The organism is Dermacoccus sp. CCH2-D9 (assembly GCF_001556795.1).
Taxonomy (GTDB): Bacteria; Actinomycetota; Actinomycetes; order Actinomycetales; family Dermatophilaceae; genus Dermacoccus; species Dermacoccus nishinomiyaensis.
This window is the reverse complement of the sequence record NZ_LSJT01000042.1, coordinates 25,340-40,637: the sequence shown is the minus strand read 5'-3', so window position 1 is coordinate 40,637 and position 15,298 is coordinate 25,340. Positions and strand designations below refer to the sequence as shown.

At 69.1% G+C, this 15,298-nt stretch carries 17 protein-coding genes and 1 tRNA gene; 6 read left to right on the top strand and 12 right to left on the bottom strand.

Annotation, left to right across the window (positions count from 1 at the left end; all coding sequences use genetic code 11):
- The coding region (locus tag AX669_RS03625) for a DUF3662 domain-containing protein (RefSeq protein WP_156444912.1) at positions 1 to 792 on the bottom strand (792 nt) is incomplete at its 3' end.
- Positions 793 to 1,003: 211 nt separating this feature from the next.
- Between AX669_RS03625 and AX669_RS03620 the strand changes: the two genes are divergently transcribed.
- A tRNA-Leu gene (locus tag AX669_RS03620) sits at positions 1,004 to 1,086 on the top strand.
- Between the two features lie 157 nt (positions 1,087 to 1,243).
- Entirely contained in the window at positions 1,244 to 1,396 is a 153-nt protein-coding gene (locus AX669_RS13250; RefSeq protein WP_156444911.1) for a hypothetical protein, read from the top strand.
- Between the two features lie 71 nt (positions 1,397 to 1,467).
- On the opposite strand, the gene AX669_RS03615 is transcribed toward AX669_RS13250, so the two are convergent.
- The 3 genes from AX669_RS03615 to AX669_RS03605 form a co-directional block, all read right to left on the bottom strand.
- Positions 1,468 to 3,246 (bottom strand): PH domain-containing protein, encoded by a 1,779-nt coding sequence (locus tag AX669_RS03615; RefSeq protein ID WP_062256668.1) that lies wholly within the window; start codon positions 3,244 to 3,246, stop codon positions 1,468 to 1,470.
- Positions 3,247 to 3,248: 2 nt separating this feature from the next.
- Positions 3,249 to 3,737: a PH domain-containing protein gene (locus AX669_RS03610; protein WP_062256667.1), complete on the bottom strand. Its 489-nt coding sequence runs from the start codon at positions 3,735 to 3,737 to the stop codon at positions 3,249 to 3,251.
- Between the two features lie 156 nt (positions 3,738 to 3,893).
- On the bottom strand, positions 3,894 to 5,219 hold the full coding sequence (locus AX669_RS03605; protein ID WP_082740558.1) for a glutaminase: 1,326 nt from the start codon (positions 5,217 to 5,219) through the stop codon (positions 3,894 to 3,896).
- Between the two features lie 322 nt (positions 5,220 to 5,541).
- On the opposite strand from AX669_RS03605, the gene AX669_RS12935 reads away from it, so the two are divergent.
- Complete coding sequence (locus tag AX669_RS12935) at positions 5,542 to 6,084, top strand: bifunctional 2-polyprenyl-6-hydroxyphenol methylase/3-demethylubiquinol 3-O-methyltransferase UbiG (RefSeq protein WP_082740556.1); 543 nt, start codon at positions 5,542 to 5,544, stop codon at positions 6,082 to 6,084.
- Between the two features lie 28 nt (positions 6,085 to 6,112).
- On the opposite strand, the gene AX669_RS03595 is transcribed toward AX669_RS12935, so the two are convergent.
- From AX669_RS03595 to AX669_RS03580, 4 genes are all read right to left on the bottom strand, one after another.
- Positions 6,113 to 6,826, bottom strand: coding sequence for an NUDIX domain-containing protein (locus AX669_RS03595; protein ID WP_062256663.1), 714 nt, complete (start codon positions 6,824 to 6,826; stop codon positions 6,113 to 6,115).
- A gap of 13 nt (positions 6,827 to 6,839) precedes the next feature.
- The gene (locus AX669_RS03590; RefSeq protein WP_062256661.1) at positions 6,840 to 7,505 is read right to left on the bottom strand and encodes an exonuclease domain-containing protein; all 666 of its coding nucleotides are present in this window, start codon (positions 7,503 to 7,505) and stop codon (positions 6,840 to 6,842) included.
- 187 nt (positions 7,506 to 7,692) lie between these two features.
- Positions 7,693 to 8,598, bottom strand: a complete 906-nt coding sequence (locus AX669_RS03585; protein ID WP_006944700.1) for a glucose 1-dehydrogenase — start codon at positions 8,596 to 8,598, stop codon at positions 7,693 to 7,695.
- A 141-nt stretch (positions 8,599 to 8,739) separates the two neighbouring features.
- Complete coding sequence (locus AX669_RS03580; protein ID WP_006944653.1) at positions 8,740 to 9,654, bottom strand: DNA-formamidopyrimidine glycosylase family protein; 915 nt, start codon at positions 9,652 to 9,654, stop codon at positions 8,740 to 8,742.
- A gap of 154 nt (positions 9,655 to 9,808) precedes the next feature.
- On the opposite strand from AX669_RS03580, the gene AX669_RS03575 reads away from it, so the two are divergent.
- Positions 9,809 to 10,324, top strand: coding sequence for a hypothetical protein (locus AX669_RS03575; RefSeq protein ID WP_062256660.1), 516 nt, complete (start codon positions 9,809 to 9,811; stop codon positions 10,322 to 10,324).
- Between the two features lie 115 nt (positions 10,325 to 10,439).
- Here AX669_RS03575 and AX669_RS03570 read toward each other — a convergent pair whose 3' ends face one another.
- From AX669_RS03570 to AX669_RS03560, 3 genes are all read right to left on the bottom strand, one after another.
- Positions 10,440 to 11,747 carry a cytochrome P450 gene (locus AX669_RS03570; RefSeq protein WP_062256658.1) on the bottom strand — a complete coding sequence of 436 codons (1,308 nt, stop codon included), beginning with the start codon at positions 11,745 to 11,747 and terminating at the stop codon, positions 10,440 to 10,442.
- A 200-nt stretch (positions 11,748 to 11,947) separates the two neighbouring features.
- Positions 11,948 to 12,175, bottom strand: coding sequence for a Rho termination factor N-terminal domain-containing protein (locus AX669_RS03565; RefSeq protein WP_062256670.1), 228 nt, complete (start codon positions 12,173 to 12,175; stop codon positions 11,948 to 11,950).
- A gap of 295 nt (positions 12,176 to 12,470) precedes the next feature.
- Complete coding sequence (locus AX669_RS03560; RefSeq protein ID WP_197418845.1) at positions 12,471 to 12,986, bottom strand: hypothetical protein; 516 nt, start codon at positions 12,984 to 12,986, stop codon at positions 12,471 to 12,473.
- Positions 12,987 to 13,065: 79 nt separating this feature from the next.
- Here AX669_RS03560 and AX669_RS03555 point away from each other — a divergent pair, with 79 nt between their 5' ends.
- Positions 13,066 to 13,416, top strand: a complete 351-nt coding sequence (locus tag AX669_RS03555; protein WP_197418844.1) for a hypothetical protein — start codon at positions 13,066 to 13,068, stop codon at positions 13,414 to 13,416.
- Between the two features lie 252 nt (positions 13,417 to 13,668).
- Here AX669_RS03555 and AX669_RS03550 read toward each other — a convergent pair whose 3' ends face one another.
- Positions 13,669 to 14,436, bottom strand: a complete 768-nt coding sequence (locus AX669_RS03550; RefSeq protein WP_062256652.1) for an SDR family NAD(P)-dependent oxidoreductase — start codon at positions 14,434 to 14,436, stop codon at positions 13,669 to 13,671.
- Positions 14,437 to 14,636: 200 nt separating this feature from the next.
- Between AX669_RS03550 and AX669_RS03545 the strand changes: the two genes are divergently transcribed.
- On the top strand, positions 14,637 to 15,248 hold the full coding sequence (locus AX669_RS03545) for a DedA family protein (RefSeq protein ID WP_231729392.1): 612 nt from the start codon (positions 14,637 to 14,639) through the stop codon (positions 15,246 to 15,248).
- The last annotated feature ends 50 nt before the right edge of the window (positions 15,249 to 15,298 follow it).

Sequence of the window (15,298 nt, the reverse complement as noted above, 5' to 3'; positions counted from 1 at the left end):
GGCAGCGTATGAGTCTTGTACTGGCGGGGCGCTGACGTGCGCCTCGCGGTCGAGGTAGCCGCGTTCATCGTTGCGCTCGTACTCGGACGCTGCGGACGGGGGGCCGTCGGCGTGGCCGCGCGACGAGTCGGTGGTGGGCTGCGGGCTGCCGAGCAGGTAGTCCTTGATGCGCGTACCGAACGTGCGGCCGGTCGGGTGCGGTGACGTCGTCGATCCGACGGCGCTCGCGGCGCTGGCACCCGCGACGCCGGCGTGCGTGCCGGAGTGAGCGTCGTAGGCATCGGACGCATCGCGGGTGTCCAGGTGGGCGTCGTGGATCGCGCCCGTGGGCTGCGCCGCGGCGTCGTGGCTCGTGTCGTCGTGGTGCGTCTCGCGCTGCGGGCGCGGGTTGTTGCGCTGGTGGGCGAGGGCATCCGCGGCCTTGGCCGTTGCGGGGCGTAGGCGGAAGACGCCCGTCTCGAGGTCGTCGGATTCGGTGAGCACGATCGTCAGGGGGCCGCCGGGCATGTAGCGCTGCTCGTCGGCGTGCTCCTGGGCGCTCGCGATGAGTTCGTCGTCGAGTTCTTCGCCCCACTCGGAGAGGCGGTCGTAGTCGGTCGGCGACAACTCGATCGTGAACAGGTTGGGGACGATGGGTCGCTTGCCCTTGCCGACTGACGCCGCGCGGTCATCCATGGCGCGGCGGATTCCAGACGCGATCTCGACGGGCTGGACCTCGCTCTTGAACGCGCGCGCGAAAGCGCCGTTGACGCCTTGTTCGAGTTTGCTCTCGAGCTTGTCGAACAGACCCATGGGTGCCTCCAGTCTCGTACCTCACCCCTGAGCGGGGACGTGCGCCCAACGGTTCGCCGGGGTTTTGATCGTAACGGGCGCACTCTTGCCTGCGCTGGATGCAGCGCGCGTCCGCGTGCCTGGGAGGGCGGATGGTTGCGTGGTGGCGGGGCACCGGCGCCGCGCCGATTTGGTGAACTCGCCCAAAGTAGGGAATGATAGGTGAGCACTCGCGCGAGTGGCGGAACGGCAGACGCGCTGGCTTCAGGTGCCAGTGTCCGAAAGGGCGTGGGGGTTCAAATCCCCCCTCGCGCACGCGGGGTAGTTCACGAATCACTGTGGCTACAGTTCACGAATCCCGGTCTGAGAGAAATCTCAGGCCGGGATTGGTGTTTTCCGAGGGGTTTTCGGCCTTGAAATCGCTTGGGTGGGCGCTGTGGCGCTGGCGGTCGATCTGTGAGCCCTGACCTTGATGTTCAAGTCAGGCTCTGCCGGCGCCTTCGCGCAGACCGCGGCCCCCGCGAAGAACGACCACACGACCAGCATCGCGGCCTCGTCAGTCGGAGGGGCCGCGCTCGCTCTCGGCGGATCTACCCTCGTCTACCGCCTACGCAAGAACGCCTGATCATCGTTGATCGCACCCGACGCTCGCCCGAGACAACTGCCCCGCCGGACGCATCCGGCGGGGCAGTCTCGTCAGACGCCGACCCGCTGCGGGTCGGGGGCGTCGAGCGCCGCGCGCGCACGCCGCGTCACCTCGGCGTGATCGAAGAGAAAACGCTGCGCGACCTCGGCGTCCTGATGCACGAGCCGCGGGCGAGTCGGCCCACTCGTCGAATGCAACTCGACGGTGCCCAAGCCCAGCCACCGCTGCAGAGGACCCTGCGCGAGCGCCATCGACTGCACCCGCGCATGTGGCACGCAGACGACTCGGCGCTTCATGCGGCCCTCGCGGATGACGGTCATCGTCGCCGTGCGCGCCCACGCCTCGCGCCGCGACGACAACGGATCGAGCAGCCGCGCTCGCCGGCCGGGCCCGGTGAACATCGCTGCGGCGGCTGATGTCGACGTCGTGCGCTCCGCCATCATCGCCTCGAGCATGAGGTCGCGACCGGTCACATCCGGCGGCGTGCCCGGCTCCGGCAGGACGAGCCCCATGAGCATCATTGCGTCATCGACGGATCCGACCGGCAGCAGGATGGTGTCGGCGTCGTCACCGAGGGCGGAGGAACTCGCGAGGTTCATCCGCACGCGCCACCACCCGAACCGGCGCCACAGCACGGGTTGTGTGAGTTCGACGGCCTGGATGCGGTCGACCGGAATGACGCGACGCGTCGTCGAGGTGAGGCCGTGCGTGACGACGATCCCGTCGGACGTGAGCGCCACGGAGAAGTTCGAGTCGCGCAGGAACGCGCGGACGGCCGCATTCACCGCGCCGAACATGACGAACAGCACCGTCAGCGCGATCGAGAACGCCTCCGACGCGTGCCCCGTACTGACGCCGACACCGAACAGGACGAGCAGGACGACGAAACCCGCCTCCGCGACGAGCGCACCACCCGTCAGCGCCTGGGCGGTGAAGACGCGGTGCGGGGGCACCCTGACGATGGCGCCCTCCGCGTCCGCTGCGACTCGTACGCGATACGGCGCGAGGGCTTCGGTGAGCGTGCCACTCAGGTCGTCGACGACGCCCGGGATGACACCGTGAACGAGTCGACTTCCCAACGATGCACCGGGCCGCGATGCCCTCGCCGTGGCGGCGTCCTCCCGGACGCGCGCGGCCTGGCGGGTCGTGGGCGCCCCGCCCTCGGGTGCATCGCCGGGGTTGGTGGCAGCCTCCTGGCCACCAGCGCCGAGGTTGGTGGATGTCCGTGACGCACCGTCGCTCTCGTGGGAGGTTTCACGTGAAACTCGCACCCGTTCGAGCATCGTGGCGCGCAGTTTCTCGGCGTCGGCACGCCGCAGGTATTCGATCGTCAGGTTGGAATCGCTGCCGCCCGCGACGTCGAACTTGAGCTGGGCGAGGCCGAGCAGTCGGGGAAGTAGCGGCTGGGTGAGGTCGATGGCCTGCACGCGATCGAGACGCGCCTTGCGGTGCGCCTTGCCGACGACGCCCTTGCGCACCTGCAAGCTGTCGGCGTCGACGCGAAACTCGTTCTTGCGCCACATGATCCAGTTGGCGAGCAGCAGCACGGCAAGCACGCCCACGAGAATGGCGAGCGCGACGAGCCAGCGGCTCGCCGCGTATGTCTCGGCATTGCTCGACGACGAGGAGCCACCGGCCGCGCCGTTGAGAGCATCCTTCAGCATGTCCTCGGCGCGGGAGATGCCGATACCGAGGACGACGAGCAGAAACGCGCCGCTCTTCATGACTGGCGTCAACGGGTGAACGCGATGCCATGCTCCGTCGGCGAGCGTGTCGTCGGGCGGCCCGGGGGTGGCGGCCGAGTCGTCGGGCGTGTGGGTATCGGCCATCGTCACAACCCCGCGAGGTGCGCTTCGCCGAGCGCCGCGAGACGATCGCGCAGTGCCTCCGCGTCGTGGCGTGGCATGCCGGGGATGGTGGCGTCGGAAGACGCGGACGCGGTGTGCAGTTCGAGCGTGGCAAGATCGAACATCCGCGCGATCGGTCCACTCGAGACCTCGACGTACTGCATGCGCCCGTACGGCACGACCGTCGTCGTACGGAACATGACGCCCCTGACGATGAGCAGGTCGTCGTCGCGCGTGGCGTACCCGATGTGCCTGACCTGACGCGCGATGACGAGGCCCACCCACACGACGGCGACGATCAGCGCGACGGCGAGGGCAACCGTCACCCAGCGTGGCGCGAAGAACATCGTGGCCGCGACGCCGGCACCGGCGACGACCGCCGCGATGGCGAGCGTCAGCAGGCGCGCCGACGTCAGCCGAGGGCTCACCGGGGTGAGGCCTGGTGGCAAGGGCCGTGCATCGCTTTCGGACATGCGTCCCACCCTAGGTCTGACGGCGCGACGGCCCGGCAGCGGCATGCACGCGGCCGGGAGTTGTCGGGTCTACCAAGAACCTCACCAAACACGCGCACAGCCTCGAACGACGAGCGCTCGACAGCCTCGTGCCTGTTTCACGTGAAACGGCGAGGTTCAGGCCCTCATGATCTGTTCGGCGACATCGTCGAGGTCGCGGCCCATGCGCACGTGCACCCCGCGCCCGAGGTCGAACCCTTCGTCGTCGAGCCGCCCATGGGTGAGGGGTGCGTCATCGAGGCCGGCGAACCAGACCTCATGCCCGTCAGCCGCGAGGCGCCGCACCGTCTCGAGGATCATGCGGGCCGCGGTCTCGTCGAGCGCGTGGACGTCGACGAGGTCGAACACGACGGTCTTCGTCGTCGGCGGCTCGTCGCTGATGAGCCGGACGACGCGCTCCGCGCCGGCGAACCGGATGTCGCCCTGCAGGTCGTAGACGTGCGCGTCGACGCCGCGCGAACCTCGCCCGAGCGGAACGACGTGGGAGTGTCGGACGACCGAGCGGGCAGGCGGCGGGACGTCCATGAGGTGCATGTCCATGTCTTCGCTGAGTCGCTCGAAGACCTGCACCCCTCGGGCCGAGTGGCCGTGCTCGTCGAGCGGCGGCGAGAACGTCGCGAGCCCCACCTGCCCGGGCAGCGCGCCGATGATGCCGCCCCCGACGCCGCTCTTGGCGGGGATGCCGACGGCCGTCAGCCAGTCACCGGCGGCGTTGTACATGCCGCAGCTCAGCATGACGGACAGCACCTGGCGGGCCGTGCGCGAGCTGACGACCTGCTCACCGGTCACCGGGTGGAGGCCGCCGTTGGCGAGCGTCGTCGCCATGACGGCGAGGTCACGCGTCGTCACGCGCACGGCGCACTGCTCGACGTAGCCGTGGACGACGACGTCCGGGTCGTCCGTCAGCATGTCGTAGCTGCGCAGCATGTGCCCGATGGCGAGGTTGCGGTGCGCGTCGTGCCATTCCGATTCGGCGACGGTCCTGTCGATGCTCAGCTCGCGCCCGGCGAAGGCCGACAGACCGGCGACGATGCGTCGCACGCGCGCCGACTCGTCGTCATCGGGGGAGGCGACGAGAGAGTGCGCCGTGATGGCGCCGGCGTTGATCATGGGGTTGAGAGGGCGCTTGCTGCCCGCCTCGAGGCTGATCTCGTTGAACGCCTCACCGCTCGGTTCGACGCCGATGCGACGCTGCACCTCGTCGAGGCCGCGATCCTCGATCGCCATCGCGTAGACGAACGGTTTGCTGACCGACTGAATGGTGAACTCCGCCTCGGCGTCACCGGCGCTGTAGATCATGCCGTCGACGGTGGCGATTGCGAGGGCGAACAGTGACGAGTCGACGCGGGCCAGTTCCGGAATGTAGTCGGCATTCCGGGCATGGGCGTCGGGCGGGCAGGCCTCGAGCGTCGCCGCGAGGTAGTCAGGAATCAGCGAGATCATCGAGAAAACCGTACGACCTGCGTCTTGTCGCGGACGAATCGGTTGCTCCGTGCGTGCAAATGCACGCGGGTCCATTTGCACACACGGAGGTCGTCGGGAGGCATCGGCCATGCGGTGCGGGCGTTGTCTCAGGGTGGCTAGCGCATTTTATAGACGCGTAGAGATTGCCCGATCACGCAGTGGCGGCGAGCATGGTGACATGCACTCTGAAACGACGCCGGACGCGGCGACGAGCGGCCCTGCTGGGCATGACATGAACTGGCACGACGTCTAGAAGGGCGAGCAGGTCTGGAGAGGCAACCCGAACGACGCGCTCGTCGCGGTGCTGACGGAGCAGCTGGCCGACTTATCCCCGGGTCGAGCGCTCGACGTCGGCTGCGGTGAGGGCGCTGACGCCATCCACCTCGCTGAGCAAGGGTGGCAGGTGACGGCCCTCGACGTTGCAGCACCTGCGCTGGAACGGGGGCGCGCGGCAGCCGAAGTAAGCGGAGATGACGTCGCCTCCCGTATTACGTGGGTGTGCGCGGGGCTGCTCGACGCGACCTTGGCGCCCGAAGGTCTCGATCTCGTCAGTGTTTTCTATCCCGCTCTACTGCGCACCGAAGATCAGTCGATCGAGCGCTCGCTTCGCGACCTCGTCCGCCCCCGTGGCGCATTGATCGTCGTGGCCCACGCACACGTCGATCGCGATCGCGCGCTCGAGCACGGCTTCGACCCGGACTCCTACGTCACGATCGCCGACGTGATCGGCCGCCTCGGTCAGGGGTGGCAGATCGAGCAGTTCGAGTCGGAGCGCCACGTCACCGAGGGTGCCGGTGCCCACCACCAGGCCGACATCGTTCTCGTCGCGCGTCGTAGCGACTGATCAGCTGCGCCCCGCGCCGGGCGCATGATCAGCTGCGCGCCCGCGCCTCGCGCACCGACGCGCGGGTCAGTGGCGGGTAGATCGTCTGGGCGCTGCCGCGGCGGTAGAGCTTGGCGGGGCGCCCGCGCCCGACGCGGCTGTCGCCCGTCTCCTCGACGAACCCGTCGACGCTCAACACCTTGCGGTGGAAGTTCGCAGGTTCGAGCGAGCCGCCCCACACGGCTTGGTAGACGTGGCGAAGCTGCGACATCGTGAACTCGTCGTCGAGGAAAGCCGTTGCGACAGAGGTGTATTCGAGTTTGGAGCGGGCGCGTTCGACGCCGTCGGCGAGGATACGCTGGTGGTCGAACGCGAGCGGCATCCCGAGCGCTTCGTCGACCGGTACCCACACCGCTTCGAGCGCGTCGGACGCCGCTTCGAGGTCGGGAAGGCGCGCGCCGAACACCGTCCACGCGACGCCGATGACGCGTTCCGGCCGCGGGTCGCGCTCGACCTCGGTGTACGTGCGCAACTGCTCGAGCACGACGTCGCGCTCCGCGATGCCGACCTCTTCACGCAGCTCGCGATAGGCGGCCTGCTCCGCCGACTCGCCGCGACGCATGAAACCGCCCGGCAGCGCCCACTTGCCTCGCTCCGTCGCGGCGGCCCGCCGGATGAGCGCGACGTGCAGTTCGTCGTCGCGCAGGGTGAGCACCACCATGTCGGAGGCGACGAGGGCGACCTCGCGATCAGCGTCAGACATGCCCCGAGTCTAGTCAGCGCGCCGATCGACGCCGCCCGGCCCGCCGTTTTCGCAGCCGCCGACGCAACCGCTGCCACCGGATCTGCGTGCGCCACCATCGCGGCAGCGCGGCGCACTCCTCGAGCGGCAGCGGCGCAGCGCGGCGCCCCGCCTCGTCGAGACAGCGTCGCAGCACCTCGACGAGCACGCGCACGTCGTCACCTGCGCGGTGCGCGTTCTCGACGGGGATGCCCCAGTACTCGGCGAGCGTGCCGAGACGCAGGTTGTCGGTCGGTAGCTCGAGCCCCCGCGCGAGATGCCATGTGCACAGGCGTTCGCTGACGGGCAGCTCACGCCCGGCGCGGCGCGCCTCCGCAGCGAGGAACGCCCAGTCGAACGCCGCGTTGTGGGCGACGAGGATGCGCCCATCGAGCAGTTCGCTCAGTTCGTCGACGAGGTCGGCGAAACCGGGTGCGTCGCGCACGTCGTCATCGCTCAGCCCGTGGATATGGACGGGCCCGGTGCCACCGCGGGCTCGCACGAGCGAACTCCACTCGCGCTCCAGGCCTCCTGACGGCGTCAGCTGCGTCACCGCCACCTCGATGACGCGGTGCCGCAGCGGGTCGAGCCCGCTCGTTTCCACGTCGACGACGGCGAAACCGCGCCGCGCGGGCGGGGGGACAACGCTCGGTGCAGGCATGTGAGCCACTTCCCGTTGCTGGTCGCGCGCCACCTCGTGAGCGGCGCGTCGCCGTCTCCTGCGGCGATGACTTCACGGTACGAGTGAGCACCGACAACCCCGGAACGACGCGGTTCTCACGCCATCGCGGCGCCCCCTGACGTGAGGGGGCGCCGCGACGAACGAGCTCAGAGAAGGGCCGCCGCGGTCACGGGCTGACCATGCCGCCGTTGACGTTGAGCGTCTCGCCGGAGACGTATCCCGACTCGGCGCTCGCGAGGTATACGTACGCACCTGCGAGCTCTGCGGGCTGGCCTGCGCGCCCGAGGGGCGTGTTCTGGCCGAACTCGGGGATGTTCTCCTGGAACTGCCCGCCGGAGACCTGCAGCGGCGTCCAGAACGGGCCCGGTGCGACGGCGTTGACGCGGATGCCCTTCGGCCCCTGCTGCGCAGCCAGAGCCTTGCTGAACGTGTTGATCGCGGCCTTCGTCGTCGCGTAGTCGAGCAGGTGCTCGCTCGGGCCGTAGGCCTGGATCGAGGTCGTGTTGATGATGGTGGAGCCGGCCGGCATGTGCGGCAGCGCCTCCTGAGTGATCCAGAACATTGCGTAGACGTTCGTCTTGAGCGTCTGGTCGAACTGCTCGCTCGTGATGTCGGCGATGTCGGCCTGCGCCTGCTGGAAGCCGGCATTGTTGACGAGGATGTCGAGCCCACCGAGCTTGTCGACGGCGTCACGCACGAGTTGACGCGCGGTCCCCTCCTCGCTGATGTCGCCCGGCAGCAGGTGGGCCTGACGCCCGGCGTCCTCGACGAACTTCGCGACCTCGGCGGCGTCCTTCTCCTCGCGCGGGTGGTAGCTGAGCGCGACGTCGGCGCCCTCACGCGCGTAGGCGATGGCGACGGCGCGCCCGATGCCGGAGTCTGCCCCCGTGACGAGGGCCTTGCGCCCCTGGAGACGGCCGGTGCCGCGGTAGGTGTCCTCGCCGTGATCGGCCTTCGGCGTCAGCTTCGCGTCGAGCCCGGGCCACGTCAGCTCCTGCTTGGGAAAGTTGTTCGAGGGGTACTGCGTGACGGGGTTGGTGAACGTGTACTGATCGGTTTTCTTGTCGGTCATCGCGGGCCTCCTGGCACGTCGGGCGATCCGGAAAATGTGGCGAACAGTGGTGCAGCACTGGCTTGTTCAGGACGCTACCCGTGCGCGAGCACCGTCGGCAATGACCCGTGAGGGTGGATGCCGCACCCCCACGTTGCACCGTCATCCCTTGTAGCGTTTGCCCGTCTTCTTGCGCTCGCGCAGCACGCCCTGTGGCCGGCCGTCGTCGTTCGGTGCCAGACCGCCCTGGCACGTCGGGCAGCTGAACAGGGTCCGCTCGCGCCCGGGGTCGCCGGCCATCGCGACGCGGATCGTGTCGTTGCAGCGCAGGCACGCCATCCCCGACCGGGCGTGGACGTAGCGGTCCTGCCCCGCGCGGGCGTCACCCGTCGACGATTGCACCCCGGTGCGTCCGCTGACGAGCATGAGGCGTCGCGCGTCGTCGAGCACCGCCTCGAGCACCCCGTCCGGCATCGCGGCGAGTTGCGTCCACGGCAGGATGCGGTGCACCCACAGCATCTCGCTGATCCAGAATGTGCCGAGACCGGCGACGAGCCGCTGGTCGAGCAACGCCTCACCGACCGGGCGTTCGGGCTGTGCGCGCAGGTTGTCCAGCGCCCGCCCGCGCCCGCCGCCGTCCCAGTCATCGGCGAGCAGATCGGGCCCGAGGTGCCCGACGACGTCGCACTCGCGCGCGGTCTCGAGGACGTCGAGCACCCCGAGCTTCGAGCCGACGGCGAGCGTCCGCGGGGTGTAGAGCAGCGCCCGCGTCGTGTGGGCGGTGACGGCGCGTCGGACGTCGGCCTCGGCGCCGGCAGCGGCGCGTCCCTGGAGGGTCGACGGGGCTGGCAGCAGGCTCCAGCGGCCCTCCATCTTGAAGTGGGAGTGGATCGTCACGCCACCCTCGAGCCGATGCAGCATGTGCTTGCCGTGCGTGACGACGGGCAGGCACTCGCGCCCCGAGAGATCAACCGTCGCGAGCCGCGGCGTGCGCAGATCGGTGCGCGTCAGGCGTTGCCCGAGCAGGGCGCGGTTGAGGCGCGCCGCAGCCCACATGACGGTGTCGCCCTCAGGCACGGGGCCTCCTTCGGTCGTCGTGGCACGGCGTTCTCAGCGAAGTATGAGCGATGTTTCACGTGAAACGCAGGGGAAACGCCGACGGCGACATTGGCCGTGTACGCCAGTCTTTGCGACGATATCTCCCGATCAAGCCACGGGGAGGGAAAGAAAAATGAACCACATGCGCAGGGGAGGCGTCGCGCTGGCCGCGGCGCTCACCGTCATGCTGACCGGGTGCGGCGCCGTCGAGGACGCCGTGTCGAAGGCCACCGATTCGACGAAGAGTGACGCCGCCGACGCGACGCCGAGCGGGTCGGCGCCGTCGGCCGCATCCGGTTCGGCCGACAAGCCCATCGGCCGCGCCTCGATCGACCTGGGCGGCTCCGCCTCCTCGTTGCCGCCGGAGAAGATGTCGAGGCCCGACGCCACGGACTGCTACGCGGGGTCCTCACGTATCTATGACCGGCACGGCGTGACGTGCGTCGAAGCGCGCTCGGCCATGCAGAAGTACGAGGCGACGCCCGCGTCAGCCAAGGGCAGCGAGGCGCGCGTCGACGCCTACACGTGCTCGCACAATCCGGACATCATGGTGACGCAGGGTGCCGCGCCGGCGAAGTGCGTCGACGGCTCCGGCAACGTCGTCTTCAATTGGCGTTACCCCGGCGCACCGCAGCCGGCCAGGGGCTGACGGCTGCCGCCCGGCGTCGGCGAAACCCCCACCGTCGGCAAGACGCCGAACGCCGCGCCGAGTCGCGCTGCGGCGGCCCGGCCCGGCGTCCGATTCGGAGGATCTGCTCGTCCTGTCAGGCCTGACGGGTGACGCGCACCCGGGCGCCGTTGCCCGGCATCGTGGGCAGCTGCGTCCAGGAAAAGTCGAGACCCTTGGGGTCGATCTCGACACCGGGCGTGCACAGACCGGAGATCGTCACCGACAGTGCGGTCACGGCGATCTTCTCGCCGGGGCAGCGGTGCCCGGTCGCGACGTCGCCGCCGCCCTGCGGGATGAAGTTCTCGATCTGCTCGGCGTCCTCGACCCCGAGGAAGCGCTCCGGCTCGAAGCTGTCTGCGCGCTCCCAGCCGCTGGGGTCGGTGTTCGTGCCGAGCACGTCGATGAGCACGCGCTGGCCCTTGCGGATCTTCTGCCCGCCCCATTCGAACGTGTCGCGCGCGAACGCCGGCAGCATCGGGACGAACGGCGACGTGCGACGCACCTCCTGCGCGAACGCGACGGCCGTCGGATTCCCGAGCAACGTTCCACGTGAAACCACCTCGCCCGCGATGCGCTCGCGGTACTCGGGATGCTCGACGAGCGCACGCGCCGCGAAGGCGGCGAAACGCGCGACCGCAATCGTCGGTCGAGTGGCGTTCTGCAGTTCGACTCCGGCCGTGTGCTCGTCGAGCAGGGAGCCGTCGAGGTGGGTCTGCTTGGCGACCTCAGCGAGCGCGGTGCCCTCGGCGGGCGTGATCTCACCGCGACGCGTGCGCGCGACGAGGTCGGCGGCCCACGCGTCGCAGCGGCGGCGGTTGAGCCACGCCTCGACGTGGGCGGGGCTCTTCTTGCCGAACCCGTCGACGATCTGGCCGAGGCGCTCGGCCCAGACGTCGAGCTCGGCGTCGTCACCGGGGATGCCGGCCCAGCGCAGCGCGGCCCGTCCGTATGTGATGACGCTGCCGTCGTACACCGTGCCGGGTGCCTCGACCCAGCGCTCCAGCGTCTTGCGCATCTCGTCCTCGAGGTACGGCATGAGACGGCGCACCTGAGCGTCGTCGTACGCGATGCGCACGAACATGGCCTTGCGGTGACGGTGCTCGTCGTCGTCGAGGCCGTGGACGGCGCCCTTGCCGAACAGAGGGCCGCGGATGGGCAGCGGCATCGCGCCGTCACGCTTCATGCGGGTCGTGTCGTAGAACAGCTCGACGCCTTCGCGCCCGCGCACGAGGAGGGCTGGTTTGCCGAGCATGCGCAGACCGAGCGGACGCCCGTCGCCGGCGTCGCGCCCGCGCGCCTCGCGGACGCGGCTCTGGAACATGTAACCGTCCGCGAGGAAGGCGGCCGTCTGATCCGGCAGCTTGCCCAGCGTGTCGGCGATCTTCGTCGTGATGGTGCTCATGCTGACCCCGATTCGCTTGGAGAACAACGGATTTGTCCCCAGCCTAGGCACGCCGCCAGAACGCCCGCTGAGTGCCTCATGACATGTGAGAGCGAGGTCTCGCGCTCGGCTGCCCGAACGGCGCGCCGAGGTGGGCGATCCGCCGAGAGGCAGCCGAGACGGTGGGCGTCCAGTCGAAACCGCCGTCTGAGCGCCGGGCGTCACCCGTCGCGCAGGGCCTCGATGAGTTCGTCCTTCGTCATCGTGCTGCGGCCTTCGACCTCGAGCTCGCGGGCGCGCTCACGCAGTTCGTCGACGGTCCAGTCGTCGTAGCTGCCGTGCTCGCCGCCCTTGCGTCCGACGGTGCTGCGTGACGAGTTCGCGGCCGCGTTGGCGATGCGGGCCGACTTCTCCTTGCTGTTGCCCTCGCGCCGCAGCGCCTCGTACATCTCGTCGTCCTTGACCGACGGGCCCGGGTCGTCGTTCGAGCCACGCTTGTCCTGGTTCTTCGCCACGTCACTTGTCCTTCCATGCGCGTGATGCAGACGTCTCGATCATGCCTCGGCCGTGAGTAGTTCTACTCACCCTGCGAGGTGGGATCCAGTGATCGCATGGCCCGCGCAAATTGGAATCAACGCCCTCGTGTGCGCCTTCTTCGTCGGTCTTCTGCCGGTGCTTGCCGGGGGCAGCGCGGGCGCCGCGGTCGGCGCGCGCGTCAGCACCGCCCATGACGTCGCACCGCGGTCACGGTGCGTAGACGACCTTCGTCACGGCCACCGTCTTCGGGGCCATGTTGTTGACGCTGTACTGCGCCGTCCACGTCGCGTTGGTCTTGTCGAAGTATTTCTGCCCAGCACCCTTCGTAGGGTCGAAATCCTTGGGCAGCAACAGCACTGCGTCGCCGGCGTTGTCGCAGTAAAGCCAGCTGCGACGGTCTTGGTAGTGCGTCGTCTGGTCGTGCGACGCTGCAGAACACGTGGCCCCGTTGGCGAGCTTCACCTGCATTGGAGTCGGCTGCTCGCCGGGGTCGCGCGGCCGGATCTTCGACACGTTCGACGGGAACCGAACCGCCATCTTCTGTTCGAGGCTGTGCAGGCACAGCACGTTTCCGGTCGCCTTCTCCTTCTGGCACGCGATGAGACCGGCGGCGATCGCCCCGCACGTGAAGGACTTGCCGGTCTTGGAGTAGGGGCTCACATCGGCGCTGGGTGAGGACGAATCGAAGCCCATGCTGCAGCCGTCGTTGTCGAGGGTCGGCACGTTCCACGATGCGTCGGGCCAGACGGTCGTGCTGACGGTGGGGACACCAGCGACGGTGGCCGGGGCCGACGATCGTGGGGTGTTCGATGCTCGTGACGAAGAACCGGCCGGGGAGGGCGACGTCGCGGACGGTTCCGAGGGACCTGACGACGCGCTCGCGCTGGTAGCTGCTGAGGACGACGATGTCGCGGACGACGATGTCGACGTAGCGGCAGCTGGCGTCGAGGTGCTCGAGGGGGCTGACGTCGAGGAACTCGGTGAGGGCGAGGTGCTCGTCGCGCTGGGTGGCGTGGAGTCGGCGGTCGTGTCGCCGGAGCCGCCGCATGCCGCCAGGGCGAGCGTCAGCGCACCGAACGACGCGAGGGCGAGTGAGCGGGTACGGGCCATGGTGTCTCCCGGGGTCAGCGTGCTGCCTGTGGGTTCACCATGAGCACATCACACGTGGGCGCCGCGTGGTGGTTCGGCGTGTGCAGTACCCACGGTGCACGCGACGTTCGTGCTGGCTCGCCTCGAGAAGGGGCGGCATGCGCTCCGACGAGTACCCACACGCGGTCGTCTCGAACGCCGATGAACCCGGCGTCGACGAGCCGACGAGCTGCCGAGACCAACCACGCAAGCAAGCGAAGAGCCGTGAACCGCAGCGGCTCTCCCCGTCATTCGCTCGGGGAGAGCCGCCGATGCGTCAGCGGCGCGGCTGGCCGTTGGAAGCGGTCGTGCCGCCGTCGACGGGGATGATCTGGCCGGTGATGTACTGAGCGTCCTTGGTCGACAGGAACAGCGCGATACCGGCGAGATCCTCGGGCACACCGACGCGGCCGAGCGCGAGGCGGTCGACGAAGGGCTGCAGGTCGTCGTCGCTATCGGCCATGTCCGCCGTCATCGGCGTCTTGGTGAAGGCGGGCGCGATGCCGTTGATGCGCACGCCCTTGGCGCCCCAGTCGAGGGCGGCGCTCTGGATGAGGCCGCTGAGCGCGTACTTCGTCGAGTTGTAGACGGGCTGGCCCCAGTCGCCGCCGATGCCGCTGACGCTCGTGACGACGGTGATCGAACCGTTCGTCTTCGCCAGTTCGGGCAGCGCTTCCTTGAGCATGTAGAAGAAGCCGTCGACGTTTGTGCCGTAGGCGGCGGCGAAGTCTTCGTCGCTCGTCTCGGTGACGTCACCGCCGACGTGCTGGCCGGCGTTGTTGATAACGACGTCGAGGTGGCCGTACGTGTCGACGGCCGTCTTGACGAGGGCGGCGACGTCGTCGTGCTTCGACACGTCGGTCTGCACGGCGAGGGCGTTGTCGCGCCCGGCGATGACCTCGTCGAGCTTCTCCTTGCGGCGCCCGGCGACGACGACGGTGGCGCCGTTGTCGAGGAACGCATCGGTGATGGCGGCGCCGATGCCGGTGCCGGCGCCCGTCACGATGACGACCTTGTCCTTGACGTCGTACGTGTTCGCTGTCATGACCTGCTCCTTCGCGCGGGGTCGTGGCTGATGCCACCTGGTTGTTTCCAGCCTGTCGCGCAACGGTGTTCGCGTGCAACTGCGGCGCAGATGGCGGGGTGGGCGCCGGGCGCGACGTCGCCGCGCGGACGATGCGTGGCCGATGCGGCAGCGCGGCGCTCGCGGGCGGCTTGCAGTGTGGAGCCGTACGCTGTGCCCTCGTGTCGAGCATCTTCGAGTTCATCCTCAACCTGCCGCCGTGGCTCGTCCTCGTGTGCGCGTTCCTCTTCCCTGCGCTCGAGGCGTCGGCGTTCGTCGGTGTGGTCGTGCCGGGTGAGATCGGCGTCGTGCTCGCGGGGGTCGTCGCGAATCAGGGGAAGTTGCCCGTGTGGGCGGTGCTCGTGGCGTCGATCGCGGGGGCCGTCATCGGCGACTCGATCGGCTACGAGGTCGGCAAGCGTTGGGGTGAGCAGATCCTGAGCAAGCTGCCTGACCGTCTGCTCGACAAGCGCAAGATGGAGAGCGCGAAGGACGCGCTGCGCCGTCACGGCGGCAAATCGGTGTTCTTCGGGCGTTTCACTGCCGCGCTGCGCGCCCTCATCCCCGGTGCCGCGGGCATGAGCGGGTTGCCGTACGTGAAGTTCGTGTTCTGGAACGCGCTCGGCGGGTCGATCTGGGCGACGGCGTTCGTCCTCATCGGCTACATCGCCGGCAGCCAGTACAAGTCGGTCGAGCGTTACGCGAACTGGATCGGCATCGCCTTGCTCGTCGGCATCATCGCCTTCTTCGTCGTCAGGCACTTCCGCGGCAAGCGCCAGCACGAGCACGCCTGACTCACACACGTCTGAGTCCGAGGCACCTACCGCCCCGGGTGGACGATGCC

Bases quoted from the DNA above. Each gene is read 5' to 3' on its own strand.
- AX669_RS03565 (WP_062256670.1), bottom strand. From the start codon at position 12,175: ATGTACGAGGCGCTGCGGCGCGAGGGCAACAGCAAGGAGAAGTCGGCC.
- AX669_RS03585 (WP_006944700.1), bottom strand. From the start codon at position 8,598: ATGACCGACAAGAAAACCGATCAGTACACGTTCACCAACCCCGTCACG.
- AX669_RS03615 (WP_062256668.1), bottom strand. From the start codon at position 3,246: ATGGCCGATACCCACACGCCCGACGACTCGGCCGCCACCCCCGGGCCG.
- AX669_RS03595 (WP_062256663.1), bottom strand. From the start codon at position 6,826: ATGTCTGACGCTGATCGCGAGGTCGCCCTCGTCGCCTCCGACATGGTG.
- AX669_RS03575 (WP_062256660.1), top strand. From the start codon at position 9,809: ATGAACCACATGCGCAGGGGAGGCGTCGCGCTGGCCGCGGCGCTCACC.
- AX669_RS03610 (WP_062256667.1), bottom strand. From the start codon at position 3,737: ATGTCCGAAAGCGATGCACGGCCCTTGCCACCAGGCCTCACCCCGGTG.
- AX669_RS13250 (WP_156444911.1), top strand. From the start codon at position 1,244: ATGTTCAAGTCAGGCTCTGCCGGCGCCTTCGCGCAGACCGCGGCCCCC.
- AX669_RS03550 (WP_062256652.1), bottom strand. From the start codon at position 14,436: ATGACAGCGAACACGTACGACGTCAAGGACAAGGTCGTCATCGTGACG.
- AX669_RS03570 (WP_062256658.1), bottom strand. From the start codon at position 11,747: ATGAGCACCATCACGACGAAGATCGCCGACACGCTGGGCAAGCTGCCG.
- AX669_RS03590 (WP_062256661.1), bottom strand. From the start codon at position 7,505: ATGCCTGCACCGAGCGTTGTCCCCCCGCCCGCGCGGCGCGGTTTCGCC.
- AX669_RS03605 (WP_082740558.1), bottom strand. From the start codon at position 5,219: ATGATCTCGCTGATTCCTGACTACCTCGCGGCGACGCTCGAGGCCTGC.